Origin of the sequence: Thalassotalea sp. 1_MG-2023, assembly GCF_030546745.1 — a bacterium.
Taxonomy (GTDB): Bacteria; Pseudomonadota; Gammaproteobacteria; order Enterobacterales; family Alteromonadaceae; genus Thalassotalea_C.
The window spans coordinates 14,725-41,189 of the sequence record NZ_JAUOPD010000028.1 but is presented as its reverse complement, the minus strand read 5'-3'; the positions used below and the strand labels follow the sequence as shown (position 1 = coordinate 41,189).

20 protein-coding genes and 1 pseudogene are annotated in these 26,465 nt (G+C 38.9%); 14 read left to right on the top strand and 7 right to left on the bottom strand.

All coding sequences use genetic code 11. From position 1 onward, the window contains the following. The 11 genes from Q4489_RS16005 to Q4489_RS15955 all read left to right on the top strand — a co-directional run. On the top strand, positions 1–1,002 hold a 1,002-nt coding region (locus Q4489_RS16005), incomplete at its 5' end, for a thioesterase domain-containing protein (RefSeq protein ID WP_303482257.1). A gap of 19 nt (positions 1,003–1,021) precedes the next feature. Then, the gene (locus tag Q4489_RS16000; protein ID WP_303482254.1) at positions 1,022–2,632 is read left to right on the top strand and encodes an MBL fold metallo-hydrolase; all 1,611 of its coding nucleotides are present in this window, start codon (positions 1,022–1,024) and stop codon (positions 2,630–2,632) included. A gap of 2 nt (positions 2,633–2,634) precedes the next feature. Continuing rightward, positions 2,635–3,534, top strand: a complete 900-nt coding sequence (locus Q4489_RS15995) for an ABC transporter ATP-binding protein (RefSeq protein ID WP_303482251.1) — start codon at positions 2,635–2,637, stop codon at positions 3,532–3,534. Continuing rightward, positions 3,528–4,301 (top strand): ABC transporter permease, encoded by a 774-nt coding sequence (locus tag Q4489_RS15990; protein WP_303482248.1) that lies wholly within the window; start codon positions 3,528–3,530, stop codon positions 4,299–4,301. The genes Q4489_RS15995 and Q4489_RS15990 overlap by 7 nt, the downstream gene beginning before the upstream one ends. Before the next feature lie 16 nt (positions 4,302–4,317). Continuing rightward, positions 4,318–9,135 carry an FkbM family methyltransferase gene (locus Q4489_RS15985; protein ID WP_303482245.1) on the top strand — a complete coding sequence of 1,606 codons (4,818 nt, stop codon included), beginning with the start codon at positions 4,318–4,320 and terminating at the stop codon, positions 9,133–9,135. Next, on the top strand, positions 9,135–9,419 hold the full coding sequence (locus tag Q4489_RS15980) for a hypothetical protein (RefSeq protein ID WP_303482240.1): 285 nt from the start codon (positions 9,135–9,137) through the stop codon (positions 9,417–9,419). The genes Q4489_RS15985 and Q4489_RS15980 overlap by 1 nt, the downstream gene beginning before the upstream one ends. After that, positions 9,406–10,128 (top strand): YIP1 family protein, encoded by a 723-nt coding sequence (locus Q4489_RS15975; protein WP_303482237.1) that lies wholly within the window; start codon positions 9,406–9,408, stop codon positions 10,126–10,128. The genes Q4489_RS15980 and Q4489_RS15975 overlap by 14 nt, the downstream gene beginning before the upstream one ends. A gap of 2 nt (positions 10,129–10,130) precedes the next feature. Continuing rightward, on the top strand, positions 10,131–11,297 hold the full coding sequence (locus Q4489_RS15970) for an efflux RND transporter periplasmic adaptor subunit (RefSeq protein ID WP_303482234.1): 1,167 nt from the start codon (positions 10,131–10,133) through the stop codon (positions 11,295–11,297). Between the two features lie 2 nt (positions 11,298–11,299). Then, the gene (locus Q4489_RS15965) at positions 11,300–12,016 is read left to right on the top strand and encodes an ABC transporter ATP-binding protein (protein WP_303482230.1); all 717 of its coding nucleotides are present in this window, start codon (positions 11,300–11,302) and stop codon (positions 12,014–12,016) included. Continuing rightward, the gene (locus Q4489_RS15960; RefSeq protein WP_303482227.1) at positions 12,009–13,247 is read left to right on the top strand and encodes an ABC transporter permease; all 1,239 of its coding nucleotides are present in this window, start codon (positions 12,009–12,011) and stop codon (positions 13,245–13,247) included. The genes Q4489_RS15965 and Q4489_RS15960 overlap by 8 nt, the downstream gene beginning before the upstream one ends. Beyond that, positions 13,247–14,017 carry a thioesterase II family protein gene (locus tag Q4489_RS15955; RefSeq protein ID WP_303482224.1) on the top strand — a complete coding sequence of 257 codons (771 nt, stop codon included), beginning with the start codon at positions 13,247–13,249 and terminating at the stop codon, positions 14,015–14,017. The genes Q4489_RS15960 and Q4489_RS15955 overlap by 1 nt, the downstream gene beginning before the upstream one ends. Before the next feature lie 117 nt (positions 14,018–14,134). Here Q4489_RS15955 and Q4489_RS15950 read toward each other — a convergent pair whose 3' ends face one another. Further along, on the bottom strand, positions 14,135–14,716 hold the full coding sequence (locus Q4489_RS15950; protein WP_303482221.1) for an acyl-homoserine-lactone synthase: 582 nt from the start codon (positions 14,714–14,716) through the stop codon (positions 14,135–14,137). A gap of 465 nt (positions 14,717–15,181) precedes the next feature. On the opposite strand from Q4489_RS15950, the gene Q4489_RS15945 reads away from it, so the two are divergent. Beyond that, on the top strand, positions 15,182–16,153 hold the full coding sequence (locus Q4489_RS15945; RefSeq protein ID WP_303482218.1) for a hypothetical protein: 972 nt from the start codon (positions 15,182–15,184) through the stop codon (positions 16,151–16,153). Here the strand turns inward: Q4489_RS15945 and Q4489_RS15940 are convergent. Both Q4489_RS15940 and Q4489_RS15935 read right to left on the bottom strand, forming a co-directional pair. Then, entirely contained in the window at positions 16,133–16,864 is a 732-nt protein-coding gene (locus Q4489_RS15940) for a LuxR family transcriptional regulator (protein ID WP_303482215.1), read from the bottom strand. The two genes, Q4489_RS15945 and Q4489_RS15940, sit on opposite strands and share 21 nt — an antisense overlap. Before the next feature lie 848 nt (positions 16,865–17,712). Beyond that, a pseudogene (locus Q4489_RS15935) lies at positions 17,713–18,348 on the bottom strand (ATPase domain-containing protein); the annotation flags it as partial. 146 nt (positions 18,349–18,494) lie between these two features. Between Q4489_RS15935 and Q4489_RS15930 the strand changes: the two are divergent. After that, positions 18,495–20,960, top strand: a complete 2,466-nt coding sequence (locus Q4489_RS15930) for a PilZ domain-containing protein (RefSeq protein ID WP_303482211.1) — start codon at positions 18,495–18,497, stop codon at positions 20,958–20,960. A 75-nt stretch (positions 20,961–21,035) separates the two neighbouring features. Here Q4489_RS15930 and serB read toward each other — a convergent pair whose 3' ends face one another. After that, on the bottom strand, positions 21,036–22,064 hold the full coding sequence (gene serB / locus Q4489_RS15925; RefSeq protein WP_303482208.1) for a phosphoserine phosphatase SerB: 1,029 nt from the start codon (positions 22,062–22,064) through the stop codon (positions 21,036–21,038). Between the two features lie 111 nt (positions 22,065–22,175). Between serB and Q4489_RS15920 the strand changes: the two genes are divergently transcribed. Next, positions 22,176–22,775, top strand: a complete 600-nt coding sequence (locus tag Q4489_RS15920; RefSeq protein ID WP_303482205.1) for an AhpA/YtjB family protein — start codon at positions 22,176–22,178, stop codon at positions 22,773–22,775. Positions 22,776–22,781: 6 nt separating this feature from the next. On the opposite strand, the gene Q4489_RS15915 is transcribed toward Q4489_RS15920, so the two are convergent. From Q4489_RS15915 to argS, 3 genes are read right to left on the bottom strand one after another with little or no spacing between them, the layout of a single operon-like run. Then, on the bottom strand, positions 22,782–23,567 hold the full coding sequence (locus Q4489_RS15915; RefSeq protein ID WP_303482202.1) for a TatD family hydrolase: 786 nt from the start codon (positions 23,565–23,567) through the stop codon (positions 22,782–22,784). Positions 23,568–23,596: 29 nt separating this feature from the next. Then, positions 23,597–24,715 (bottom strand): HDOD domain-containing protein, encoded by a 1,119-nt coding sequence (locus Q4489_RS15910; protein WP_303482199.1) that lies wholly within the window; start codon positions 24,713–24,715, stop codon positions 23,597–23,599. Positions 24,716–24,725: 10 nt separating this feature from the next. Further along, positions 24,726–26,465, bottom strand: coding sequence for an arginine--tRNA ligase (gene argS / locus Q4489_RS15905; protein ID WP_303482196.1), 1,740 nt, complete (start codon positions 26,463–26,465; stop codon positions 24,726–24,728).

Genomic DNA, 26,465 nt, shown 5'->3' with positions numbered 1-26,465 from the left:
TGGTCATCACTTCTTGGGGTTGAGCAGATCAGCCGCAATGCTAATTTCTTTAGCCTAGGTGGGCACTCGTTATTGGCTATTAGATTACGAGTCGCTATTAATAAAACATGGTTAAAAGATGTATCAATTCATCAAATTTTTGCTGCACCAGTATTGGAAAAGCAAGCGCTTCTTTTGGCGTCACCAAATACGTTTGAACAAAGAATCTGCCACTTACTTAAAAAAGGAGATACAAATCAACCTGTCTTTATTGTTCATCCCGTTGGTGGGGACACGCTCTGTTATCAATCACTGGCGCAGGAGTGGTCGTCAAGTTCTGCTCTTTATGGCATTTGTCACCCTGATATTGTGTCTAAAGGTAAAACACATACACACTCTGACTTATCGGAATTAGCCAAGTTATATGTGGGAGAACTTAAGCAGGTTCAACCCGAAGGGCCTTATCAAATTATGGGCTGGTCTCTGGGGGGGGTTATTTGCCTAGAGATTGCAAAACATTTGATAAAAGCAGGGGATAAAGTTGCTTATCTAGGGATGTTAGATAGCCAGTGGCACACTCACGAACAGCTAACTTCTCAAGCTTTTTCAACACTGGAGTCGACTAGTGAAAGTGATTGGTTGGCCTTCGATTCTGAATACCAAATTTCAGAGCTTTGTCTTGCGACAGGATTAAATATAGAGCAACAAAGAGCACTTGTCTTGTCAGGTATTGAAGGATTAGAGCGCTTTCGCGCCACCTCAGGCCTTCACATTGAAAAAGTCCAATATTTTTCAGCTAACAATGCTGCTGAAACTCAATCACCAAAAGAGCCCTGCATAGATTACTTAAAACAGATTTCCGAGTGCTGCGATGTCATCGACATCAATGCAACTCATTACAGCATAGTGGAACGATCGAAGGCATCCATCATTGATGACTGGGTTCGTCAGAGCATTAACAAAACTAAAGGTCGGCAATGCGGAAAACAACAAATAATTGCATTAACCAAACGAAAAATATGAATACTCAAGGAGAATTATAATGAATGAACAAGTTTACCTTCGCACGAATGTTAAAGTAGAACCACTTTGGAACAACTGGTACGCATGGCCATTGTTAATGCAGCCAGTTACTGCAGGTTGCATTACTGCTAAGTTGCACTTAAGGATTTTGGATTCCTACTTACAGGCACCACATATTCATAAAGCAGCGTTGAAAAACCCTGCAATGCGTGGTGGTCCATTTATGGATTACTCAGGTGGTATCGAAAAAGTAACAAAACTCGTCAACCATACTCGTAGTGAATTAGCAGATCTTATCCAAATTTCTGAAGATTTGAGTAAGTTTAATAATGTATTAATAGAAGAGGCCCAAGGCTTTTCATTAGCGGAGTTGTATGAACGTATTCCGGAGTCATTAAGAGGGTTTGTAGAGTTAGGTTATGACCTTAACAATTACCCTTCTATTCGTCTGATAGAGCCTTTGCTGTACTCGAGCGACTATTATAAACCTGAGATGCAATCAATCCAGTTGTCGACCATTCATGGAGATGACCGAGCATTTGTACTAAGTACTCCAAGATTCTCAGATGAAAATGAACTTAATCTGCCATTGACCTACAACGACCCTCTTGTAGATAAGTTATTCCGCATGAAATATGAACCAGGTTCATTGAGAATCTGTGATGAAATCGCAGAGCGTTTTGACTTGAATAGCAAACAAATCGAATTGCTTTACTCATTTTTCACGACACAAGAGCCACCAAAACCTGCAGCCTTGCCGGAAGAAGGCGTACGCATCCGTTACTTTGGTCACGCAACGGTATTACTTGAAACGCCAGATGTCACCGTGATGACAGACCCATTAATTAGTTACAAGTTTGACGATGCGTCTGAACGTTATGACTACTTAGATTTACCAGAACGTATTGATTACGTCGTTTTGACACATAGTCATCAGGATCATGTGATGTTTGAAACCCTGCTGCAAATTCGTCACAAGATTGGAACGATCATCGTACCTAAAAATAATGGTGGCACTTTACAAGATCCATCTTTGCGATTTGTACTTAAAGCTGCTGGCTTTGAAAACGTTATTGAGATGGATGAAATGGATGAACTACCAGTAAAAAATGGTCGTATCATGGGTCTTCCTTTCTTTGGTGAGCATGGCGATTTACATATTCGCTCTAAACTGGCGTTTTTCTTTGAATTCTTTGGTACCACGGTACTGTGCGCTGCTGACTCTAACAATATTGAACCTAAGATGTACGAGCATTTGCATCGTGCGGTAGGTGATATTGATTATATCTTTATTGGTATGGAGTCATCTGGTGCTCCGATGTCATGGCTATATGGTCCGCTTTATCCTAAACCGCTCGAACGCAAAATGGATCAGTCTAGACGACTAAATGGCTCAGACAATGTTAGAGCACAAGGGATCATTGAGCAATTCTCTCCAAAACAAGTATTTGTCTACGCAATGGGGATGGAGCCATGGCTAACTTATATCTCGAGTATTTCTTATGATGACGATTCAGCTCCAATCGTTGAGTCTGGCGAATTTATCAAATTCTGTGAATCTCGTGGTATCAAATGTGAGCGTTTGAATGGCCTTCGAGAAGTTATTATTAATGACAAAGAGGAGAGCTAATCGTGTTTCATATCAAAAATATCGTAAAACATTACAAGAGTGGAAGTGACTTCGTCAAAGCAGTCGACGACCTTAGCTTTGACATTAATAGTGGGGAAATTCTAGCTTTTCTCGGCTTGAATGGCGCTGGAAAAACGACAGCTATTAAGATCATTGCCGGATTAGTAGATGCCGATTCTGGCAGTGTTGAAACAGCTCAAGGAGAGCGTGCTGGTGTTTTACAAATAAGCGCCTTACTTGATGGTCATCGAAACCTTTATGCACGTATGACATGTCGCGAGAACCTCGAATATTTCGGTGTTCTTCGAGGCTTGAGCATATCAAAGGCTGAAAGTCGTGCAGAGGAGTTACTCGAGTTTTTTGGCTTGAAAGATAAAGCTGAAGTGTTTGCCCAAAAGTTATCAAGAGGCATGCAACAACGACTCGCTGTTTCAGTCGCTATGATGCAGGAACCTAAGTTGTTATTGCTTGATGAACCAACGCTTGGCATAGACTATGAAAACACTCAATTATTGATTGAAGCGTTGCAAAAGCTTAAGTCTGAAGGTGTAGCAATCTTGATCACCACTCACGAATTGTCTATTGCAGAAAATTTAGCCGATAGAGTGACAATAATTCGAGAAGGTAAATTAGTAGCGGACAATATAAATCCGCGATCACTTCAACAAGAAGCGACATATCATTACCAATTGGTGTTAGAAGATGGTGAATGTCCTGAGTTTAAAGCATTGGCAAATGAGTACGAATTGTCAATTGTTGATAATAGTGTTGATTCCATTGATCAAAGCTTATTGCCTGAGCTGTTGTCGGTCATCAACCCAGCCAAAATAGTCAGTCTCACTAAGCAACAACCTTCCTTTGAGCAAATCTTTTTAAAACACGCAAGGAGTTCATCATGTTAAGTTTATTTTGGGTCGAATTTGTCCGTTCATGGAAATTATTTAAGCGCTACCCGATGGATGCTCTGGCTGCAGTGTTTATGCTGCTATTTTTATTCTGTGGTTTATTTTACGGTGCAGAATATTTGGCTAATGGTAGTCAACACTTTGGTGACCGTATTGATAGTACTGTGGTGCTATATATCAATTGGATATTAGTGATAGGTGTATTTTCTGGTCTAAGTGGTGAGATGCAGCGAGAAGCTGATACAGGTACTCTGGAACAGTTATTTATGGCTCGAATCAGTATGCCAAATCTTATCATTATTCGCGCATTTGCAAGCCTTGGGGTCAATTTTTTGGTCACTATGTTGACACTAGTTATTGTTGTTTGGGTATCAGATGTCAACCTTAGCTACCCTGTTTTAGCCCTGGTTCCTCTAATCGCTTCAGTACTTACTGGTATAGGTCTGGGTATGATGACCGCATCAATAACGCTCTTAGCGAAAAAAGCGATGGGTTTGATTGGTGTTTTGCAGTTGCTGCTTATTTTTATCATGGTTTTGCCATTTGATACTTGGTCTGAAACAACCCAAACCTTTGGATATTTGTTACCGATCACGTCTTCAACTGCACAATTGAAAGCATTGATGTCCGATAACGTTTCAACACTTTCGTTACCTCATTTGTATTCAATGCTCAGTGGCTTGTTTTACCTGTGTCTAGGTTACTTCTTGTTTAGTGCATCGGTACGACGCGCTAAGCGTTCTGGTAGTTTATCACAGCACTAATAAAAGAGAGTAAACAATGAAATCTCAAGCAATTATCCAAAAGAACCGACCGCAACTATTTGACGGTCATGCGGTAGATAAGAAAGTAGTGGTACCTGGCGCATTTTATTTATTGCAAGCCATTGAGCAGAGCGGGTCAAAGAATACTGTTTTAAAACAGGTAGAGTTTCTATTACCGTTGTTTCAATCTGATCTCGATGAATCTGCTGATATTGAAATTGTAGATGAACAGTCGGCTAACCAAACACAGGTTAAATACAAAGGGCAAATAGTTACCAGTTTCTCAAGAGACGTTAATAACAAAACTCTTGCTAGAATCAACCATTGGCTATTGCCAATAAGTGATCAGACTACTGAGCAAGCTTATGCAGAATTATGGCAACGTGGTAACCAATTCGGTGGTAACTATCGGATACTAAACAGTATCCGTAAAAAAGAAGGGTATGCACAATTTCAATTAGATGGTAAAGGACGAGAGTCGCTTCATGTTTTGGATGCGTGTTTACACAGTGTGTTGCTTGGTAGTAGTGAAAAAACGACTAGTGCGCACGTATTAATGCGAATTGAATCATGTCAACTGTTTGATGACTTGGGTAAAGATTTACAGGTACAGGTTGAATATCAATGTGCAAGTGAAAACTTTATTAACGCGAACGTACAGGCGGTAGATGACGTAGGTCGAGTTATGTTTTTGGCAAAAGGAGTACAGTTTTGCTCCATTACGCAAAATGTTCAACGTACTGCGCTTGTACAGGGGAATTTTACTCTTGATCAAATAGAAGAGGTTTCGAGCCATTTAAACGCTACTTTAAATCTACCGTACCAGATTGACACGGAGAGTTATATTGATTGGCGACATGCGCTATCAAGGCCAAAAAGTGACACTGCAGCCTATGATGCTAGAGTACTTGTTTTGCAACCTAGCGATCTAATCAAGCCACAAGCACTTCATACCGCTAATGGTTTATGCAGTCATTATTTACCAAATGGGATTGAAGTTGCACAAATAAACCAATATGAAACGGACTATTTATACCGAGAAATTTTTATAGACCGATGTTATGGACGCCATGGGATTTCTATCGAAGGTAACGATGTTGTGATAGATGTTGGTGCGAACATTGGAATGTTCTCTCTTTACGCTTTACAACAAGCAAATGGAGTCAAAGTTTATGCTTTTGAACCTTCTCCTCGTGTCGCAGATTGTTTGCGCGCTAACACTTTGGATCGTGGAGATGTAGAGGTCGTTTGTGCAGGTGTCGCGGAGCAAAGTGGCGAAGCTACCTTTTCGTTCTATCCAAATACATCTGTGTTTTCGAGCTTCTTCAGTGCGACTTCTGATGATGAAAAAGTGTTGCGGGAAGTTATTGCTAATCAAGTTCGTAAGATGACTCATTGTGATGATCCTGAAATATTGCAAGAAATGACAGAAACCATGCTCCAGGATCGCTTGCAACAAGAGGATATCGTTTGTCCATTAATCAACTTATCTGAATTTATTCAAAATCAAGGAATTGAAGAAATAGGGTTGTTGAAGATTGATGCTGAAAAGGCTGAGCTCGGCATTCTTCGTAGTTTAAATGGACAAGATTTTGCACGTATTAGACAGATTTGTTTAGAAGTTCACGATGCAGTTGGAGATCAATTACAAGAAGCACTAACAATATTGAAATCTCATGGATTTATCGTTCACTGTGAAGAAGAGGTTGAGTTATCTAACACCGGGTTGTACACAGTGACTGCAATACGACAGGAGAAACCGCAGACTGCGCCGCTGGATTATCGTCACTATGGTATGCAATTGGAGCTATCTGAATTACGCCAATCACTTAGCCAATATGCGAGTAAAACGCAACAACCTTTACGTTTAATCATTGCACCATCTGCTGATCAAACTCTCAGGCCAATAAGCGACTTATTGCAGGATAAAATTTCAAACTGGATAGCTGGACTGTCAAATATACAAGTTTTATCGCTAGATAGCCCAGGTATAGAATTTGAGCAATTGTTTAGTGAAGCACTACCAGATGAAGCAGAGATTCCATACAGTGCGCTATGGTACGGTTTGCTGGGCAGAGCCACATTTCAGCAGTTGGTTTGTATTGACAAGACCCCACATAAATTAATCGTAGTCGACGCTGATAATACGCTTTGGCGAGGGGTAGTTGGTGAGCAAGGTACACAAGGTATAGAGCTAACATCACAACATTTAATTTTGCAACGGTTCCTAATTGAACAATATGAAAAAGGCGTCATGTTGGCAGTGTGTAGTAAAAATATTGAAAGCGATGTGATGCAGGTTTTAGATGAGCGTTCAGATATGTTACTGAAACGAAGTCATTTTGTTGCTTTTAAAGCTAATTGGAAAGCAAAGTCCACCAATATACATGAGCTAACAACAGAGCTGTCGATCAGTTTGGATTCAGTTATTTTCATAGATGATAACCCAATTGAATTGGCAGAAGTGACAGGTACATTTCCTCAAGTTCTTGTGCTTCAATTTAATGACGACGAGAAACAACTGGCGAAGACGATGAAACATTGGGCTTTCAATACAGGAAACGTTACAGCTGAAGATTTAAAACGATCTGAATTGTATCAGATCAATCAAAAGCGCGAAGCTGAGCTTTTGAATTGCCAGTCGTATAAAGAATTTTTGGCTGGATTAAAATTGCAAATGAATATTTCGAATTTGCAAGAAGCTCAGATACCTCGTATTGCCCAGTTAACAGAGCGAACTAATCAATTCAACGCCACGAAAGATGTACTAAATCGTCAAGAACTGGCGAGTTTTATGAATAGTACAAATAAACAATGTTTAACGCTGACAGTTCAGGATAAATACGGTGATTACGGACTGGTTGGAGCAGCATTTTATACGCTAATTGAAAACGCCACTGTACTAGATAACATTTTGTTAAGTTGTCGAGCGTTGGGTAGGGGTATTGAAGAACGCTTTTTATCATCTATTGCACAAAAATCCTTAGACGCTGGTAAACAGAATGTCGTTATCAAATGGCGTGAGCTTCCTCGAAACTTGGTTTTGCGAAACCTTTACAGTCGTATCGCTCATGACGTGACGGTTGAGGGGGATGTTTTCCAAAGCGAAATATGTGCAACTAAGTTGAACCAGCTCGAATATGTACCAGTATCGACTCCACCAATATATTCTAGTAGCAAAACTAAGACTACTGGTCTTAGTTTGCAGTATGTAAACGAATGCTACTCAGCGCTTGCTGATATAGAACAGTTAGTCGACCAAATTTGGCCGGAGCATGATGACAACAATGTCAATTTGACTGATGTTGATGCTGATGCGCTAGAGCTAAAAATTGCTAGGATGTGGTTCAAAGTACTTGGTAAACCCATCGAAAATCTAGATGATGACTTTTTTGGTTTGGGTGGGAATTCATTAAGACTAGTACGAATTCTAGGTCTAATTCATAGCGAATTTGGTGTCAAACTCAGTTTATTCGAAGCATTTGAGCACAAGCGAACCATTAGACAACAAGCAGGATTCATCCGTGCAAAGCAAGCGGTTAACGAGACGATTAAACAGGAAATTGTTAAAAAAACTGAAACTTCTTATCAACGCATAAGTGAAAATCAGCTAGGTATTTATTTTTCTCAGTTACTTAACCCTGATACTAGTGCGTACAATGTACCTCTGTGTTTTGAGTTAGGTAAAGAATTTAGCTACCAAGCTATTGTCGATGCGGTGGAAAAGGTAGCTGTCATCCAGCCCGCGCTGAGAACAGGTTATCGTCAACAAGGTAGATGCACAGAACCTTTTGAATTAGAGAATTGGCTTGATGTAAATGCTATTAATATCAATGACCTAGATGAAGGTGCGGTAATTTTAAGATTAAGAGCTTTAACACAAGAGCCATTCAAGTTGAACGAAGCGGTCGTCAAACTAACTGTTTTAGAAACTGAGCACACTCATATCTTGCTGTTTGTACTTCATCACATGTATTGCGATCTAACGAGTATGGAAGTGTTTTTAGACAATTTCTTACGCACTTTAACGAAAGATGAACCGTTAATCATTGAGCGACAGGTTAGTGGTACGACAGAAGATCTTAGTGAACAAGCTAAAGCTTTTTGGATTGACCAAACTCGCAGTGTAAAGCCTTTGCCGTTACCTGTCTCAGTAGACAGCGAGCATCAGCGACTACAAGGCCAGGGTCATACTCATATATTATCAAATGAGCAAAGTCTTACTTTAGAACAATATATTAGTGACAGCGGTGTGAGCAGCTTTGTCTATTTATTCGGTAGCTATTGTCGTTATCTAAGCCGAACAAGAAATAGTGTCGATTTTGCAGTCGGGACTCCTGTGTGCTTACGAGATCCTACACAAGCTTATCAGATTGGTAATTTCGTCAATTTGTTACCCATTTGTGTAACGAAAAATATGATTGAAGAAAATTGGAAAAAGGAAGTAGAAAAAGCGCTGTTAAATGCACTTGAATATAAGGCCTATCCTTTTATTCGTATGGTTCGTGACTCTGGTATCAAAACCGATACTGGAAGATCGCCAATGGTTCAAACAACTTTTGCTTTTCATGAGCCTGTACTTATTCCTGAAACAACTGCGTGGTTTGGTGAATCAACATCCGATAGTACTTGTGTTCACGGGCAGCAAGTTACGCTACATGGTTATATACAACAAAGTGGGCAGACTGATATTGCGTGTGAAATGTTCCGCAGTAAAGGTCAATTTGGGATCAACGTTAAATATGATAGCCATTTGCTTTCTAAGCAATATGTAGAAGGCTTTTTGCAAGGATTTATAGACTTTATTTTTAATGATATATCAGGAGATATGTAATGGATATTACTGAACAATTTGAATTATTTTTATCTCAGTTAGCAGCATTAAATGCAATACAAGCGATAGCTTTCGTATTTTTATTCCTAGCAGTGTGGTTCTTGCCAACTTTGTTAGCGCTGTTACTAAATAGACGAAATGCAAAAGTTATCTTTATCGCGAATATACCTGCAGCTTTATCTTGGATAGTTTGGTTTGGCCTTCTAGGTTGGGCGGTAACGGGTAAATTAACAAAAAAAGCGGCTTCGCAAATTAAAATCGAGAATACTGATGCACGCCAGTGATTTAAAAATAAGGAGTGGCGCAATGGGTTTTTTTAACTCGGTTTGTGATGTCTTTGTAGCACCAGGTTCTCTGTTTAGCCGAATCAGATATGGTGAAGCGTGGGGAGTGTGGGTTTTTGCCATCCTTACTCTTGCCATCTTTGTTCTTTATTACAGTTTTTACAGTGTTATTGATAGCGAGTGGTTAGTACAAAAACAATTAGCTGGAATACAGGACCTTCCAACAAGTCAAAGAGAAGAGTTAGCTCGCATATTCCGCAGTTTTGCGGAATATGCAGGCTGGCTTGGCACGTTTTTGTCTATGTTGGTAATGATGTTGGTTGTATCGGGCTTAAGTTGTTACTACATGTTTATGGATCAATCTGAACAAAAGAAAACATTTGAGCGATGGTTCACTTTTACATTGTGGACACAAACGCCTGTAATCGTTTCAACTCTGATGTTTATTGTCATGCTAGTGACAATTCCAGCACAAGATTTTAGACCTGATTTAATCAATTATTCCTCCGTTAGTCAGTTATTCAGTATTCCCGCAGAACAGCCTTTACTGTATGCCCTTGGAAATTCACTGGATATTTTCTATCTATGGAATATTTTTCTTGCGACTGTCGGTATCAAAATATGGACAGAAACGACGTTCACTAAAGCCACATTGATAGCTGTTACACCATACGTTCTATACATTGTGGCGAAGATATTGAGTATATAGATATGAAGAAAATAGCTATTTTCCTGTTTATTGTAGTGACTCTGGGTATTTGGGTCGGGATTAAGAAGTCTAATTCAGCATCTGCTCTAGAGGTCAATGCTGCGGTTGTCTCAGTGCGTAATATTGAGAGTTCTATTTTGGCGTCAGGCAACGTAATTTATGACCGAGAAGTTAAAATTCGTTCTGAAGTTACTGGCAGAGTATCGGAAGTGCTTGTGGAAGAAGGTCAGTTGGTTCGCAAAGGTGATGTACTTGCAAAACTGGATGACACGTCTTTTGTTGCCCGTGTTGAACAAATGAAATCTGACATAAATCTACTACGAATTGAACTTAGTAGAGCAAAAGAAGAACATATAAGAGCGCAACAGCAGTTAAAGCGCATCAAGATTCTATTGGCTAAAGGATTAACTTCTGAAGACAGTGTAGAAGAACTTCAGACGTTTACCAATTTAGCTAGATTACAAGTCGAAAGAGCCAAGGCATCGCTAGTTGGTGGTGAAGCGCTTTTACAAGAATCTCTTCAGGAACTGGCTAAAACTACTTTTGTAGCTCCCATGGATGGATTAGTTGTTTCTTTGAGTATCAAAGTCGGCGAAACAGTGGTGGCTGGTACAACTAACATTATTGGTTCTGAACTGATGTTGGTTGCAGCTCCTTCTTCCATGAAAGTCAATCTTCGAGTCGATGAGGCTGATGTCGCAAATGTTAAATTAGGGCAATTAGTTAACATCTATGCAGCTGCAGATCAGGATAAAAAAATTCTTGGAACTGTATCAAAAATAGGTGTTCGTGCTGCTACTGCAAATTCAACTTCTAACTCGGGCTTGGTTGTTATGATTAAAGTGGATCTTGATGGGAATACTCAGCACCTTCGCTCTGGTATGAGCTGTCGCGCTGAAATCGTAAATCAGCAGATAGATACTGCGGTAGTTGTTCCCGTTTCTGCGCTGAGCAGGCAAAACAACGAAGATAACTACCTTTGGATTGTTGAAGAAGGCAAAGCTAAGCGTTTAAGTGTTGAATTAGGTTTAGCTACTGACACCGAACAACAAATACTTGCCGGTGTAAGCGAAGGACAACAAGTTATCACCGGTCCAAGTCGCAAGACCGCTTTATTACGCGACGGAATTGCAGTGAGAGTCATCGAGACGCCAAACCAAGGAAGTTAACAATGAAAGATGTTGTCTTAGAATTAAAAGGCGTAAGTAAGGCATATAAGTTTGAGGATGGAGAGCATCTTGCTTTAAAGTCGATAGATCTGAATATCTATAAAAATAGCTATAACGCCATCACTGGTCCTTCTGGTTCAGGTAAATCGACATTAATGAATATTCTTGGGTGCTTAGATAAACCGACAGCAGGCGAGTATCTGTTAAATGAGCAGAGAGTGACCAATATGTCGGAAGCCCAATTGTCAATGATAAGAAATAGGGAAGTTGGTTTTGTCTTTCAAAATTATAACCTACTTCCTCGAGCTTCAGTGATTGACAACGTAATGCAGCCGCTAATGTATCGGGTAATGTCACAACGACAGCGAGTAGACGCTGCTATGCATCAGCTGGAACGAGTTGGGTTGGCGCACAAATCAAAATCTATACCTAATCAATTGTCAGGAGGTCAGAGACAACGCGTGGCGGTGGCTCGTGCGTTAGTTAGCGAACCGTCTATTTTGTTGGGTGATGAGCCAACAGGTAATCTCGATACCGAAACAACCTGGGAAATCATGGCCTTGTTTGATGAGTTACATGCTGAAGGTAATACAATTGTATTAGTAACACATGAAACAGATATAGCCGAGCATTGTCAGCGTCGAATATGCATTGTTGATGGGGAAATTGACTCTGATATTGATGTTGCTTCCTTTTATGGAGAGTCTGTAAATGCATGAATTTACGAATGAAATATTTCAGTCAGCAAAAGCGGCTGGAAAATCGATTATTTCTCATAAGCTTCGAAGTTTGTTAACCATTCTAGGTATTGTTATCGGAATTGCGTCTGTGATTATAGTGATCTCTGTAACGCATGCTTTAGGTACTGTAATTAGTGTTCAGCTTGAGGACTTTGCGAGTGATATGGTGACACTGCAAGCTAAAACGCCGGAAGACAAAAAGCAGTTGGGCATTACGAGTCAATTGTCCTATGACGACTATCTGTATTTAGAAAGTCGTAGTCAATTTGTTCAAGATATGTCGCCTTCCGTGATGCTAACTGAATCTACACCAAAGCTCATATATCGTAGAAATTCTGCTACATCAAGCCTTATTGGTGCTACAAGTCTCTACCAAAACGTAGTGAATGTATATCCTCAATACGGGCGATTTATAAATCCCAGTGATGACCAACAACGCCGACGCGTCGTTTTTATTGGGCCAACTGTCGTAAAGAATTTGTCGATGAAAAATGATCCTGTTGGTGAATACATGCAAATTAACAATGATTGGTTTTTAATCATTGGTGTTGGTGAGGTAAGAGGTTCATTTTTTGGCGTCGATCAGGACAATTACATTCTAATGCCAGTTAGTACGATGCGGTCAATGTTTGGGCCTGATATTACCAATAATATTTCCGTTCTGTTTCGTCCTATACCTGGCGTGCATATTGATATTGTAACGCAAGAGTTAACCAATTTATTACGAGCCACGCAAAACCTTCGAGCACATGAAGCTAATACGTTCGAGTTTGTAACCGCTGAAAGATTAAAATCCCAATTTGACAGTATTTTATCAGTCGTATTAGCCGTAACAGGGGGCTTAGTTGGCGTAAGTTTAGTGGTAGGCGGTATCGGTGTTATGAATATTATGTTGGTTTCCGTTACGGAACGAACGAAAGAAATAGGGATATTAAAGTCTCTTGGTGCTACTTCACGTTGTATCATGATTCAATTCTTATTCGAATCTATTTTACTTTCACTTGTAGGTGGACTGGTCGGTCTTGCGCTAGGCGCCTTATTTGCTGAGCTTTTTTCCGCACTTTTACCCGTACCTTTAGAAGAGCTCATCCCTGTTTGGGCGATTTGGTTATCAATTTTGTTTACCTCTTCTATTGGTATTTTTTTTGGTCTAGCGCCAGCTTTGAAAGCTTCTCGTCTCGACCCAATTGACGCATTGAGGTATGAATAATGAATATCGATAAACACTCTGCTTGGTTGGATCTAGCAGTAAGGCCAAGTTCTGATAAAGTATTGATTTTTTGTTTTCCTTTTGCCGGAGGAGGCAGTCAATTCTATTCTAAATGGCAGCGTTTGTTAGGTGATGAGGTACAAATCTGTCCTGTCTATTTACCAGGACGAGAACGACGTATAAGAGAAGAATTGCGTGAGAACATGTCTGATTTGATTGATGAAATAACAGAGGTAATTGCCCCATTTACTAATCAACGATATGCCTTTTTTGGACATAGCATGGGAGCACTAATTTCTCATTTACTTGCGTGTAAGTTGGTGCAGAAAGGTTTTCCCGCACCAAATCACCTCTTTTTGTCTGCGAGAGGATATTTTTCCGCAGAATCTATGCGTGAAAAGGTGCAGGCGTCAGGCTTTGACGGTTATTTGAATAGTATTTTGGGTTTAAGTAGTCAAACTAATCGCGTGTTTGCAAACGAAGAGCTACGCAAGATTTTTTACCCTATTTTTAGAGCGGATGTGCATCTATGTGCTGATTGGCAGGATAATTTTGTTCAACCGTTATCTACACCAATAACTGCATTTTATGGTGATGCAGATCAAAGCGTGAGTATTGAGTCGGTGCGAGCTTGGCAACAAAATACTAAATCGTACTTTGAAATGAAAGTAGTGCCAGGTGACCATTTGTTTGTGTTAGAGCAGTCTGAAGTTATTTGTGAAGAAATAAACCGAGCCTTTTTGTCTGATTTTATATCGCTAACAGCGTAATGAGGAAATTGTCTGCGTTAGTAAATAAAAACTAAAAGCACCGGGGCAGTGTCGGCCCCGGCAATGTACTCATAAAATGAGATATTCGTTCTTTAACTTTTATTTGCTTACAAAGAATTAGTGCTTTGTGATGCATAGGTTGTCATCAACTTCGATCCATAATGCAACAGATCGTTCAACACCAACTTGTAACGATTTACCATCCCCCATGCGGCGCATATTCACGCCAAGCTGGCGTAAGATGCGCTCGCAAGCAACAGTTGTAACAGTAACATAGCTCTTAATGTTGTTTTCTTTAGCAAAGTTGTGAAAAGATTTTATCAATTCGATAGTCGCTGTAGAAAAATAGCCTCCATCTTCATTTCGCTTGTTTTTATCAACTGTGAATCTACTAATTTCCCAGACATCTTCTTCTTGCGGGGCTGCTTCGCCTTGCAATAATTCAGGGAAAATATCTTTTAGCATGTAATCGCTGGTAGTTGGTAATGCTCTCCAACAGCCTTTAACATTATCGTTGTCGGTCACTACAATGTGGTATGGATCAAGGTCGTCAAATTGATCTCTTTCCCTACCCTCACAAGAAGGTATTTCCCACCCTAAACGATTGATAAACGTTTCGTGTCTTAATCTAAATACGTTGTCTAGAATATTTGGATTTGCATTTGCACCGTTTTCTTGAAAGGAAATTACATTGTTCATAGTACTCACACTCGTTGTTAGTTGGAGTACTCAATGTCATTTGTTTTTGTCGCCAAAAATAGCTGGTAAATCTGCCAGAATTTTATTTATTCCAATATATTCAATATGTTAGGTGTTTTGTTTTTAAAGGCTGTCAGTTCTTACAGGTAGCGAAATTTTGGTTAAGAATCATACTTGAATGATCGGAAAAAATGATACGAAAGACGCTTGGTTAAGAGGACAATTTTCGTGGTTGTGATTCATTGGTTAAAAAGAAAATTAATTTATTAGTGAAACGTAATATTTAACCTGTCACTCCTGACAGGTGCTCCTAATCAAATTTCTTTTTAAAATTTCAATATACGAAGGGCTTGAATTGCTAACAATCGGCAATCGGCTTTAGGTAAGTATTCGTTTTAAAACAGAAACGGTATATACAGAGTTTTACTTTCTATAAAGCTACAATTAATTTTATTTTGGAAAAGCATGAAAAGATATACTGCGCAAGAAGAGAGAGCTGATATTAGACAAAGAGCGATCAATTTGGCTATGACGTGCGCTGTAAATAAATCCAGTCGTTCTGGATTTGGATGGGTGTTGTTAAATGGTCAGGGAGAGCATATTTCTTCGGGTGGATTTATTATAGGTGAACGCGGTAATACCGCTGCTATCGTCGAACGCCTTGAGGAGCACGCTTTTTCAATCAGAGAACTAGTCATGACTGGTACGCCCGTTGCGGGCATGCTGGATTTGTCTGAATTGCTTCCCGCTATAGAAAATTCAAGCTGTAAAGCTATAACCCTTGGTTATGATTCGGAATTGCTTGCTGACAATCAATGGCAAGAATGGCTACAGACTGAAACGATTAAAGTTTACCACATGCCAGTAAATCAGATATCTGAGCGACTTCATACGGGATCTATTAAATTGCAGCTTAAAGGACTACCTTGGCTTACAGCTATTTCAGCGGGGACTCTCGGCCATCATCCGCTAAAACTAATTGACTTAAAGGGCGAATTTGGAAGTGACGCCTATATTAAACTTTTGGCTAATCAACATAAAACTATTTTATTTACAAATGATCAAAAAGATATGTTGGCTTTAATTAGGAAAAGCAAAACGGGGATCAAACGATTCAATCGCGCACAAGTAGAGACTATCGAAGATGTGATTAAGGAATTAAAACTTGCAGCATTTAAAAATCAGACGAGCATCTTACTATTGTGTGACAATGACTTTATAAAGCAAGTTATTAGTCATGACTTGTGTGACGAAATAGTCTATCAAATCAGTTTTTCGGCAAACGAAATAAAACAAAAATCTGTTGGCTTACCTAGTGTGCCATTTGAAAATTGGGCCATTCAAAATTGCGAAACCGTTGGACGTAGTATTCGCTTAACTTTGGAAAGAGAATACCCAGAAAGTAACGTCCCATCACTAAGTGTTCGGTTTAACTAGCCCATTAAATGTAGCTTTTGCTACAGCGTGCTGACGGTTCACTGCACATAACTTTTCCGTCACACTCGACATATGAAAGTTTACAGTACGTTCGGTAATCCCCATTATTTTTGATATTTCCCAGGCTGTTTTTCCTTCACATGCCCAAAACAGGGCTTCTTTTTCTTTAGGAGTAAGGGGTTTCATCTCAGAATCGCCCAAATTCATGCGGAAGTATGTTTCAACGGCCGTACTTGCAAAATACAAAGCATTAGGTAATGCATTCATTAATCTTTTGGGTATTTCATCTTCTCTTCCTGTAGATAAACTGAAGATGAATATCTCACCACTATGAGCTTTGATGGGAACAGTAAGCCCATCGATTAGACCGCCATCCCGGGAGTTTTGCATCAACTTCAGCCCTAGCGGGCAGCAGTACTTTGTATTTTTTTCTAATGTACTCCAAATGACGGGAGATGAGTTTTCAAAGCAATAACGTACAACAGGGTCGTACTTTTTTAAATCAGTACTGAAGTATTCTTTGTACCATGCACTAGGGTAATTCGATAATACAAAGATGTCAGGTGCAATTAAAGAAGAAGCTTTTACTGAGGCAAAAAGGTAATACTCTAAATCACATATATTGCAAATATCTTGAAAAATAATCTCAAAAGATTCTACTGATTTAACTTGTTTTAGTTTGTCGATCAATTCAGATAAATTATTTAACATCTTATATCTCCCTTTGTCATCTTTCGAATTCCCTTTGCCTTGAATTTACAATACAAACACCGATTAATTAGACACTCTCTAAGAGTTCTCAATGTAATTTATTGATTTTGGGCGACTGTTTACTATGTTATTTAAAAAGCTTCCTTTTAATTCTAAATTATATTGTAACTTTTTGTGCATAAGCAGATATTACACACATATTAACCTCCAAACAACTTTTTGGTGCAAATCAATAAAGTATATCTTTATAAGCATTAGTTTTTGCATTACAAAGACATAGGCTTTGCTTACAGATTGATTGTTATCCTTATAAAATCTATTAATGTAGATTCAGTTAACGAGGAAATATTCATGAGCCCAGCACAGTTTATCAAACAGATAGCCAAGTCCGATACGTAAAAAGTTTCTGAAAGGTATGGATAGTGTCTCACAGTTAATATCAGAGCTAGAGGAGAGGATTGGACCTCCCAGGTTATGCAAGTAGTCTTGTATGGGATTTTTGATTTGAACTTTATTTAACTTATACACAAGCCAAAGCGGAAGGTAAATATCAGGGGCGCAAAACAATAGAAGATGATATTGTTGAATCGGCAAGGGTGTTGTTGGCATCTTGAAAGACTAAAAAGAAGAAGTTAGGGATTGGAGAAATAACTTTATATCGTCGGTTGAAAAAGTAACCCCGGTTATTGTTGTGAGAGGTAATTAGTGTCGCCATTCATTAATGGAGGAGTTTTTGAAAGTAATCTTTTAGGTTGTTTTGTCACAATATTTTGTGGGTTACTTTTGAATTATCAAAGCCTTATTCTATCTACGTTTTGGTAAAGTAATCTATTTTATTTTTCATATTAAATCATGGCAACATGGTTTTGTTTAGCAAAACGTGTGAGAAAAGCTGCCGCTTCCCGCACTTGCGATACACTACCAGGTGCTGATTGAATATCAGCCATATGCATCACTTGAATAGAATCGATAACCATGGTTTTGGGTTGTTCTTTTTCAGCAATATGACAAATGTTTTCTACACTTGTTTCTGATAGCAATTTTAACTTTTTTGCAGTTAAACCAAGCCTTTTAGCGCGCATTGCGACCTGTTGTAATGATTCTTCACCGGTAACATATAAAGCAGACATATGTTCTGAAAGGGCACACATGGTTTGCAGCAATAGTGTTGATTTACCTGCACCAGGTTCACCGCCAATGAGAATAGCGCTACCAGGTACAATACCGCCACCTAATACACGGTCAAACTCAGCAAAACCCGCGGAAAACCTCGGTAATTCTGCTAAATCAATGGTATCAAGCGTTTGAACTTGTGCTTCAGTTTGACCAGCATAACCGACATAGCGTTGCTGTTTATTTGAAACCTTTGGTTGTCTAAATTCTGAAATGGTATTCCATGATTTACATTCTTTACATTGTCCAAGCCAGCGAGAGTAATCAGCGCCACATTCTGTGCAGACGTATGAAGATTTATTTTTTGCCATTGTATAAAAGGTACGCTTATTGCTTTAAAAAATTAGATTAAGTGTGTTAAAAGTCAACTTAGTGTATGACATTTAATTGATTCACATTATAATGATTTCGACTATAGGTATAGCCTTAACGTAATTGTACTAACTTTGAAGAGCAAATGACTAAAGATTTTTCAAAATATCAAACTATTATCGATGATTTCTCCGGGACTGTCACGGCTGAGGATTTTGAATCTCGTTTTAACGAAGCAACAGTAAAGTTACCAAAGTCTGATCGCTTTTTAGTCAAAATGGAAGTTAAGCGCCTTGCAACACCGTGTACCCGTTTAATTGACTTACGTGGACATGTTGATGGTGAGTGCCGCCCATATGTACATGAAAATAGAACGCATTATCTTGATGACATTGCAATTAGAGCCTTTGAAGATACACTCGAATTGTACGGTGGTTATACCCTAGCTGTTTATGAAGCGGTGATGAACACTGAAAACAATTTCAGGGTGATGTATCAGCGGGAAAAAGAGCAAATTACTGGTACCGTACCTCCTAGCCCTGCTCCTAAAGCTAAAGTGTTTGAAAAAACACAATATCCTGCAGAGTTATTGCGATTTGGCCCTTACTTTAATCGTAAAGAAGAGCGAATGAATTTCGCTATCCCATTAATCGTTGAGCTTCCTGACGGTAAAGAAATTGAAGTTTCCAGTTCAGATATAAGCGTTCATGGTTGTAAATTTCGTTATAGCGGTAAACATAAAATTACCATGCGTCATGTACTCACAGTACGCTTTACAGGGCTGGAGAATGATTTTCAATTTGGTAAAGACAGTCATTATCGTTATCAAGTTAAAAATATTCAATTAGTTGATAACGTACAATTAGTAGGGCTTGAGCGAGTACCCGATAGCGACGTAAAGCGAGATGGTTTTCGGCAATTTCTTGCCGGCTTTATTCAAGGAAATAAACGCCGATATAAGATCAATTTAGATAACACAATTTCTGCATTACATTCCAGATGTATTGAACAATTTGTGTTACCTAAATCGAATGAATTGCCTATTTTTATTGAAGATACCGATGAAGGCGTTTTACCAAGGTACGTACTGACTTGTCATAATAATCAAGGCACATTTCAATATTGGCAGGATGAATCTCGCCACAGCACATTAAACTTTCTTGTTACACCTGAGCGTTTATCACGCATTAAAAAGCACGCGACAAAGCATTCACCATTGCTGGTTTATAGTTTTGTGCATGACAGCAACGGTAAAGCCTATTTTTACACTGCAGATTCTATTCAGCTTGAAGATGATGATGTTTTTAGAGCAAATTTTTTTGGGTTTGCAGCCAATAAAGCAAGCTTTGCTGTTCATCAACTTTATGCGTTACCGTTAGATGAGTCACACGCTGAATCTTCATTAACGTTAGCGAATAGCCTTGCTAAGCGTGACCAACACTTGAATCAACCTATTACTGAAGATGTCTTATTATCGATATCAAATTTATCGATGCTTGTGATTGCTCAGCGTATCGACTCTCCAGAAGTTATAGACTTTTATAAAGGGTTGAATTTTGATGATATTAATACAAATAAACTGAAAAACTTTGGTCATAAAAGGTTGGCTGAACCTTTGGCGATTGATGATGTTGGTATTAACTTTAATAACCAACGACAAGAGCCTAGGTTTAAGTATAAAACGCCTCTTGTTGTCTCAGCAGAGGGTGTTCAATGGCTGGGTATCTCTGAAGACTTTTCAACCTCTGGCTTGAAGGTTGAATTAGAAAAACCTTGTGTATTAACTCGCGGTAATATCATTAACGTTTCTTTCATGCAGTTGCAAAAAATAACCTCGTCATTTGATTTAAATGAACTACCTTATGAGGTCATGCGCGTTAGTAAAGATAAAACTGTTTTACATTTACGTGTTTATGTTGAAAAGCATAAACATATTGGCCGTTCCTTTTTTAAAGCGTTAATTGAAAAAAACCGTGATAAGCTCACTCCTGACGAATACGCGATGTTTAGCCCAGGATTGGCAAAAGCATTACGTAATATCTACAGTCGTAGCTTACAAACTATTTCAGTTGTGGTGCAAACTAGCGGTAGCCGTTATAAATACGAAACCATTGCAACTAATGATGATGAAAGCCCTTTATTACGTCAATGTAAACGGATTAGCGATAGGGTGCATCATTTTAATTTATATCCAGTGTTAAGCCATTTGAAAGCGACAAACTTCTTTAATGAATCGTTAAAGAAGATGCAACCGGAAGATTTACCGATTGAAGAAACCTTATACATATCTATCAATCCAGAAAATGATATTGTTGAACAAGCCGTGAATACAAAGCTTGGTTCTGATTTGCAGTCAGATATGTTTAAAAAAATGTTTATTAAAAACGCATTAAAACGCGGAGAGTTTTATTGCATTCAAATGAAGCTATCTCGTACTGATGATCCAGATATGAAATATTTAAACCCGGAACTTAGTTATATCAGTGCGTATGCAATACACCGCGGAAAACAAATCGAACAAGATATTTGGAGTGTCGTAGGTGTAATACAACTTATCGATGTAACGCAAGAAGCGCTTAATCGCTACCAATTAATGACCAATGAGATGTGATAGTTCACACGCCATAATGTAATTCGTTCGTTGAATGTGCTTAATACAAACTCAACGAACAATATGTTCAAAAACTTATGCCAACCAATGAAGCATTAAATCTAAACCTGCATTATTAATGGTTGTATCCGCTTGTTTTACCACAATAGGTTTCGCATGAAAGGCTACTCCTAAGTGCGCAGCTTTCATCATTACTAAATCGTTCGCGCCATCACCCATTGCCACCGTTTGTGTTGCTTTAACATTAAATGTATCTGCTAATTGTACTAAACACTCAGCTTTTGCTTGTGCATCTACTACATCACCAATGACGTTGCCGGTTAATTTATTATCTACAATTTCAAGTACGTTAGCATGAGCTGCGTCTAGACCAAGTCGTTGCTGTAAATGATCGGCAAAATAGGTAAACCCACCTGAAGCTATGGCGACTCGCCACTTATGCGCTTTTAAGGTATCGACTAAGGTCGTTAAGCCTGCCATTAACGGTATATCTTTCACTACCTCTGCTAAAATAGATTCAGGGGCATTTGCTAAGGTGGCTACTCGTTGATGTAAACTCTGAGCAAAATCTAACTCTCCTTGCATTGCGCGCTCAGTCACTTCTGCCACTTGTTCACCAACACCCGCTAAAACTGCTATTTCATCAATACACTCAATTTCTATTGTGGTTGAATCCATATCCATCACTAATAAGCCTGGTTCAGATAACAATGGCGCATGTTGAATAATGGCAGCTTCAATGGCTTGATTGCGTGTAAAGTCAGCAAGTAAATTGACGCTTTTCTCCAGTGAAGGGCAGTTAATAGCAAATCGAAAACTGGTTAATGAAGCTCTATGATTAATAGCGGTGAGGGCAATTAAGGTAATGTCACACTCTTGCGAAATTGCGAATAACTCAGCTAAGGTTAATGTTGAAAATACCACGAGTTCTATACTGTGGTCGGCAATTAATGATGCTTGTTCATCATCAGTGACAAGCAATGCTAAGGCATGTTCATTTAATGTTAACGACTGGGGAAGGTTTAGTTCATCTTCTATAAAAACCTGTGCTAAATGTTGTTTGGAAAAGTTATTCAGCGGGAAGTGAGTTACTATGCTAGCCACGGTTCTGCCTTTTAAGTTTAGTGATATTTAGTTGAAAATATTGTCCTGCGTATATTTCATTGTCGAGTATAACACTTTATAGTGTGGTTAACGCGTGACGAGATTTGCTATATGAAACAAAATCAACCGCATTTATACCCTAGATTGTCATCTATTTATAATAAAATAACGCAATTAGCTATAGCGATAATACTTATTGTGCTGGTGATGAACATTTGGGTGTTTAGCTACGGTGATCAACAATCAGCAATTAATGAGCACTTTATTGAGCTTTCAGATGAAGTTGTCAGCCAAATGGCGATCACGAGTTTGACTCTATGGAATGAAGATCCTGAAAAATTACAGCAGTATATTGATCAAACGACTAACACTCCTTGGATCAAAGATATGTCGGTTTATGATGAAACCGGCCAGTTAATACTGTCTAATGTTGAACAACAGTCAGTTCTTGCGCTATATGGGTTAGGCGATTACCTAGAACCTAATGAGTCTCAATATTTACCGGTAGTGCATGAAGTACGTGACGCTACGTTAAAAGGATACTTACGGGTAACGTTAATTAAAGAGCCGTTTACGCGTTCACTGCAATCCGCAAGTGACGAACAGTATGCTGATTTCCGTTTAATGATTATGATAGCAGGTGTTGTTGGTTTTTTACTCACTCGTGGATTAAATCGTTTTAGCCGTCAAAGTTTTCGTTTAGCTAAATAATCTTTTTTAAATATGTACAATTTCGTTAACATTACGTTCAAGCTGAGTGGCAATAGCTTCTGGTGTTTCGCTGCGTAACTTACACAACTGTTGAAAAATTTTAATGATATTAAGTGGCGAGTTAGCTTGGCCTTGTTCCCCCGATAATGGCATCGCGGGTGCGTCAGTTTCTAACACGAGTGAATCTAATGGAAAACGTTTGACGGCTTTACGAGTTTTCTCAGCTCTTTCGTAAGTAATCGTGCCACCAACACCAAGTTTAAAGCCCATGTCTATATAGGTTTTTCCTTGCTGGTAACTACCAGAAAAACCATGTAAAAAACCACCTGTTTGAGGCTTTTCTTGCTTCAAAATTTCAATGAGCTCGTTATGTGAACGCCGATGATGAATAATCAGAGGTTTATGGTATTGCTTTGCAAGCAACACCTGCTGACGAAAAAACTGTTGTTGCTGTGCGAGGTTATTTTGTTCTTTTGCTATTTTTCCATCAATGCCGCATTCACCAATCGCAATAAGGTGTTCTTGGTGCTTTTCAATCATCGCTGCTAACTGTTCTAATGCTTGAAATGTTAAACCTTTCAGGTACCAAGGGTGAATACCTAAACACGGTAGTATAGTGAACTTGTTGCTGCTTTCTAGTTTCAGTGCTAATACTGCCTGCCAGTTTTTAGGCGATACTGCAGGCACTATAATACGGTGAATATTGGATTTAATGCATTGTGTAAATAATGTAGTTGGATCTTCATTTAGCGGCTGAAAGTCTAGATGGCAATGGCTATCGGTAAATAACATAAACGAGACCTAAGGGCTGTTAACCTTTGTTACATGAATTTTGCAGCGTTGCTTTGTAGCTTTTCTAATTGTGGCTCAAGTTGGTAGTGTGTGACAAATGTTTGATCAATTTCTTTTTTATTCAGTAATGTATTCGCTAAATAAGTAGCTTGTGAAATACCAAAGCTATTGCCTAGAAGCTTTTCTGGGGAATATTGGTATAAAACCGCTTCAATTAAAGAGTAAGGAAAGCCCCAAATATGTAATAAATAGGCACCAACTTGGCAATGATCGGTAGAAAATATACGTTTTTCTAGGGCAATATCATCGGTCATTTTTGCATGGTGATTAAAAAATGTTAGCGTAAGCTTTTTATCCATTTCAAATAACACTAACTTACCGATGCTATGTAAAAGGCCTGCTAATAATGCATCTTGTTTGAGCGCTACTGGTACCAACGATGCCGCTAATTTTGCTGTATTAAGGGCTTTTAACTGTTCATCAAGTATTGAGTAATTAGGAATATCAGGCTGATAAGAAAATAGCTCAGCAGTCATGACAATACAGCTAAGTGTATCCACCCCCATTTTAGTGATCGCTTCGCTGATACTGGTAATAGGTTTATCGCTTTGCGCAAAAGTGTTGTTAGTAAACTGAATTACCTTGGCAGCTAGGGCTGGGTCTTGCGATACTATTTCTGCTATTTTGTTTGAGTCAACATTCGCTTGTTTGAGTAAACGATTTAATTGCAGGTACACTTTCGGCGGGCTAGGTAACGTTTTTACTTGCGAGACAGATTTAACTACGACTGCTTTTGTAATTTGGTGATGTGCAGAGCCAAGAGCAGTAATCGTTTTGCTGATTTGAGCGGCATCAATAGGGTAGCGATACACATAATGTGTTGATAAATCCTCGTTAGTTTTATCTTCTCCCACAACAGCAAAACGTACTACTTGTGGAAATTTGAGTGCAATTGCTTTTAACAAATTCGATAGGGTAGTACGTATAGGCTTATCAGCGATAATAACCACATCAAAAGCATGCTTTTGCAGCAATTTTATACCCATTATCGCATCTGCAATGTAAGCTGTTTTACATCGGCGTTGTTTTAATAAGGTATTAAGGGTAGAAAGTGATTGCTCACCATTATCTATTAGCAACACTTTCATGCCGCTACCCTTACATTCTTTCCATTACATCAATGCCAAGAATATCTAAACCTTGCTTTAATACATTAGAAACTTGTGCGCAAAGTGCTAAACGTGCGGTTTTAATTTCAGGTGCTATACCTTCTTTTAAAATAGGGCAAGCCTCATAAAAACTCATGTAAAGGCTGGCTAATTCGTAAAGGTAATTACATAAAAGATTAGGTGTACAATCGTTGATCACTGCATCGATCACATCTTCTAATTGTAAAACTTTTAGCGCAAGGGCCTTTTCTTGAGGTTCAACAACTTGCAATGCTGTACTCAGTGATTGTGGCGAAACAGCCGCTTTAGAAAAAATACTTTGAATGCGAGAATATGCATATTGTAAGTAAGGTGCTGTAGCGCCTTCAAAACTTAACATGGTTTGCCAGTTAAAGATGTAATCACTGGTACGGTTTTTTGAAAGATCGGCAAATTTAACCGCGCCAATGCCAACTTTCTTAGCAATGGTGGCTAACTGTTCATTAGTGTAATCAGGATTTTTTTCTTTAATTACACTTTGTGCTCGAACAACTGCTTCATCAAGTAATTCTGCAAGCTTGATTGTGCCACCAGTTCTGGTTTTAAAAGGTTTACCATCATCACCCATCATCATACCAAAAGGGCAATGATCATAACGAACATGTTCAGGTAAGAAGCCTGCTTTACGGGCTACGACTTCTACTTGCTTAAAATGTAACGATTGACGAGCATCAGTGAAGATAATAATGCGATCCGCTTTTAATGTATTACTACGATAGCGGCAGGCGGATAAATCTGTTGTTGCATATAAATAACCACCACCAGATTTTTGCACGATAAACACCGAAGGTTCACCATCTTTATTTGCCATTTCATCAATAAAGACAACTTTTGCACCTTGATCTTCAACGGCAATATGTTGCGCCATTAATTCATCGATAACGGTTGATAAATCATCATTATATGCGCTTTCGCCCATGATATCGTTTCGGGTTAATGTGACATTAAGTTTTTGATAAATCTCTTCGCTGTGAGTGATAGAAATATCAATAAATTGTTGCCAAAGCGTAGCGCATTCGTTGTCTCCGCTTTGTAGCTTAACGACATAATCGCGTGCGCGATCGGCAAAGCCGTCTTCATCGTCAAAGCGAATTTTAGCTTCACGATAAAACGTTTCTAAGTCAGCTAATGCGGTTTCAGCGACTTCATTCGCTTGTAACTTGTCGTTAAGATGTGCGAGCAACATGCCAAACTGTGTGCCCCAGTCTCCCATGTGGTTTTGACGAATAACATTGTCACCACGAAATTCTAGCGCTCTAACGACGGCATCACCAATAATGGTCGAACGTAAGTGTCCAACATGCATTTCTTTGGCTAAATTTGGTGCTGAATAGTCAACTACTACGTTTTGTGGTTCAGCACGCTGTGTTACGCCTAAATGTTTGTCATTAGCAATATTGACTAACTGCTCTGTTAACCAAGAGTCAGCCAAATGAATATTAATAAAGCCTGGGCCTGCTAATTCAACTTTACTTGCGATACCGCTAAGATCTAAGTTTTCAACAACTTTTGTAGCCAATTCGCGAGGATTTGTTTTCAGCTTTTTCGCCGCGCCCATTACACCATTGGCTTGATAATCACCAAATTGTGGTTTTGTGGAAACACTCACCGCTGGATTTGTATCTTCAGGTAAGCCTGCTGCTACCATAGCCGCAATGACTTTTTCAGCAAGTAGTTGTTTAATATTCAT

What these genes read in the sequence shown, in the direction of transcription:
- Q4489_RS15960 (WP_303482227.1), top strand. Translation starts at nt 12,009, where the DNA reads ATGCATGAATTTACGAATGAAATATTTCAGTCAGCAAAAGCGGCTGGA.
- Q4489_RS15965 (WP_303482230.1), top strand. Translation starts at nt 11,300, where the DNA reads ATGAAAGATGTTGTCTTAGAATTAAAAGGCGTAAGTAAGGCATATAAG.
- Q4489_RS15990 (WP_303482248.1), top strand. Translation starts at nt 3,528, where the DNA reads ATGTTAAGTTTATTTTGGGTCGAATTTGTCCGTTCATGGAAATTATTT.
- Q4489_RS15940 (WP_303482215.1), bottom strand. Translation starts at nt 16,864, where the DNA reads ATGTTAAATAATTTATCTGAATTGATCGACAAACTAAAACAAGTTAAA.
- Q4489_RS15975 (WP_303482237.1), top strand. Translation starts at nt 9,406, where the DNA reads ATGCACGCCAGTGATTTAAAAATAAGGAGTGGCGCAATGGGTTTTTTT.
- Q4489_RS15915 (WP_303482202.1), bottom strand. Translation starts at nt 23,567, where the DNA reads ATGTTATTTACCGATAGCCATTGCCATCTAGACTTTCAGCCGCTAAAT.
- Q4489_RS16000 (WP_303482254.1), top strand. Translation starts at nt 1,022, where the DNA reads ATGAATGAACAAGTTTACCTTCGCACGAATGTTAAAGTAGAACCACTT.
- Q4489_RS15955 (WP_303482224.1), top strand. Translation starts at nt 13,247, where the DNA reads ATGAATATCGATAAACACTCTGCTTGGTTGGATCTAGCAGTAAGGCCA.
- Q4489_RS15985 (WP_303482245.1), top strand. Translation starts at nt 4,318, where the DNA reads ATGAAATCTCAAGCAATTATCCAAAAGAACCGACCGCAACTATTTGAC.
- argS (WP_303482196.1), bottom strand. Translation starts at nt 26,465, where the DNA reads ATGAATATTAAACAACTACTTGCTGAAAAAGTCATTGCGGCTATGGTA.
- Q4489_RS15970 (WP_303482234.1), top strand. Translation starts at nt 10,131, where the DNA reads ATGAAGAAAATAGCTATTTTCCTGTTTATTGTAGTGACTCTGGGTATT.
- Q4489_RS15980 (WP_303482240.1), top strand. Translation starts at nt 9,135, where the DNA reads ATGGATATTACTGAACAATTTGAATTATTTTTATCTCAGTTAGCAGCA.
- Q4489_RS15930 (WP_303482211.1), top strand. Translation starts at nt 18,495, where the DNA reads ATGACTAAAGATTTTTCAAAATATCAAACTATTATCGATGATTTCTCC.
- Q4489_RS15920 (WP_303482205.1), top strand. Translation starts at nt 22,176, where the DNA reads ATGAAACAAAATCAACCGCATTTATACCCTAGATTGTCATCTATTTAT.
- Q4489_RS15950 (WP_303482221.1), bottom strand. Translation starts at nt 14,716, where the DNA reads ATGAACAATGTAATTTCCTTTCAAGAAAACGGTGCAAATGCAAATCCA.
- Q4489_RS15910 (WP_303482199.1), bottom strand. Translation starts at nt 24,715, where the DNA reads ATGAAAGTGTTGCTAATAGATAATGGTGAGCAATCACTTTCTACCCTT.
- Q4489_RS15945 (WP_303482218.1), top strand. Translation starts at nt 15,182, where the DNA reads ATGAAAAGATATACTGCGCAAGAAGAGAGAGCTGATATTAGACAAAGA.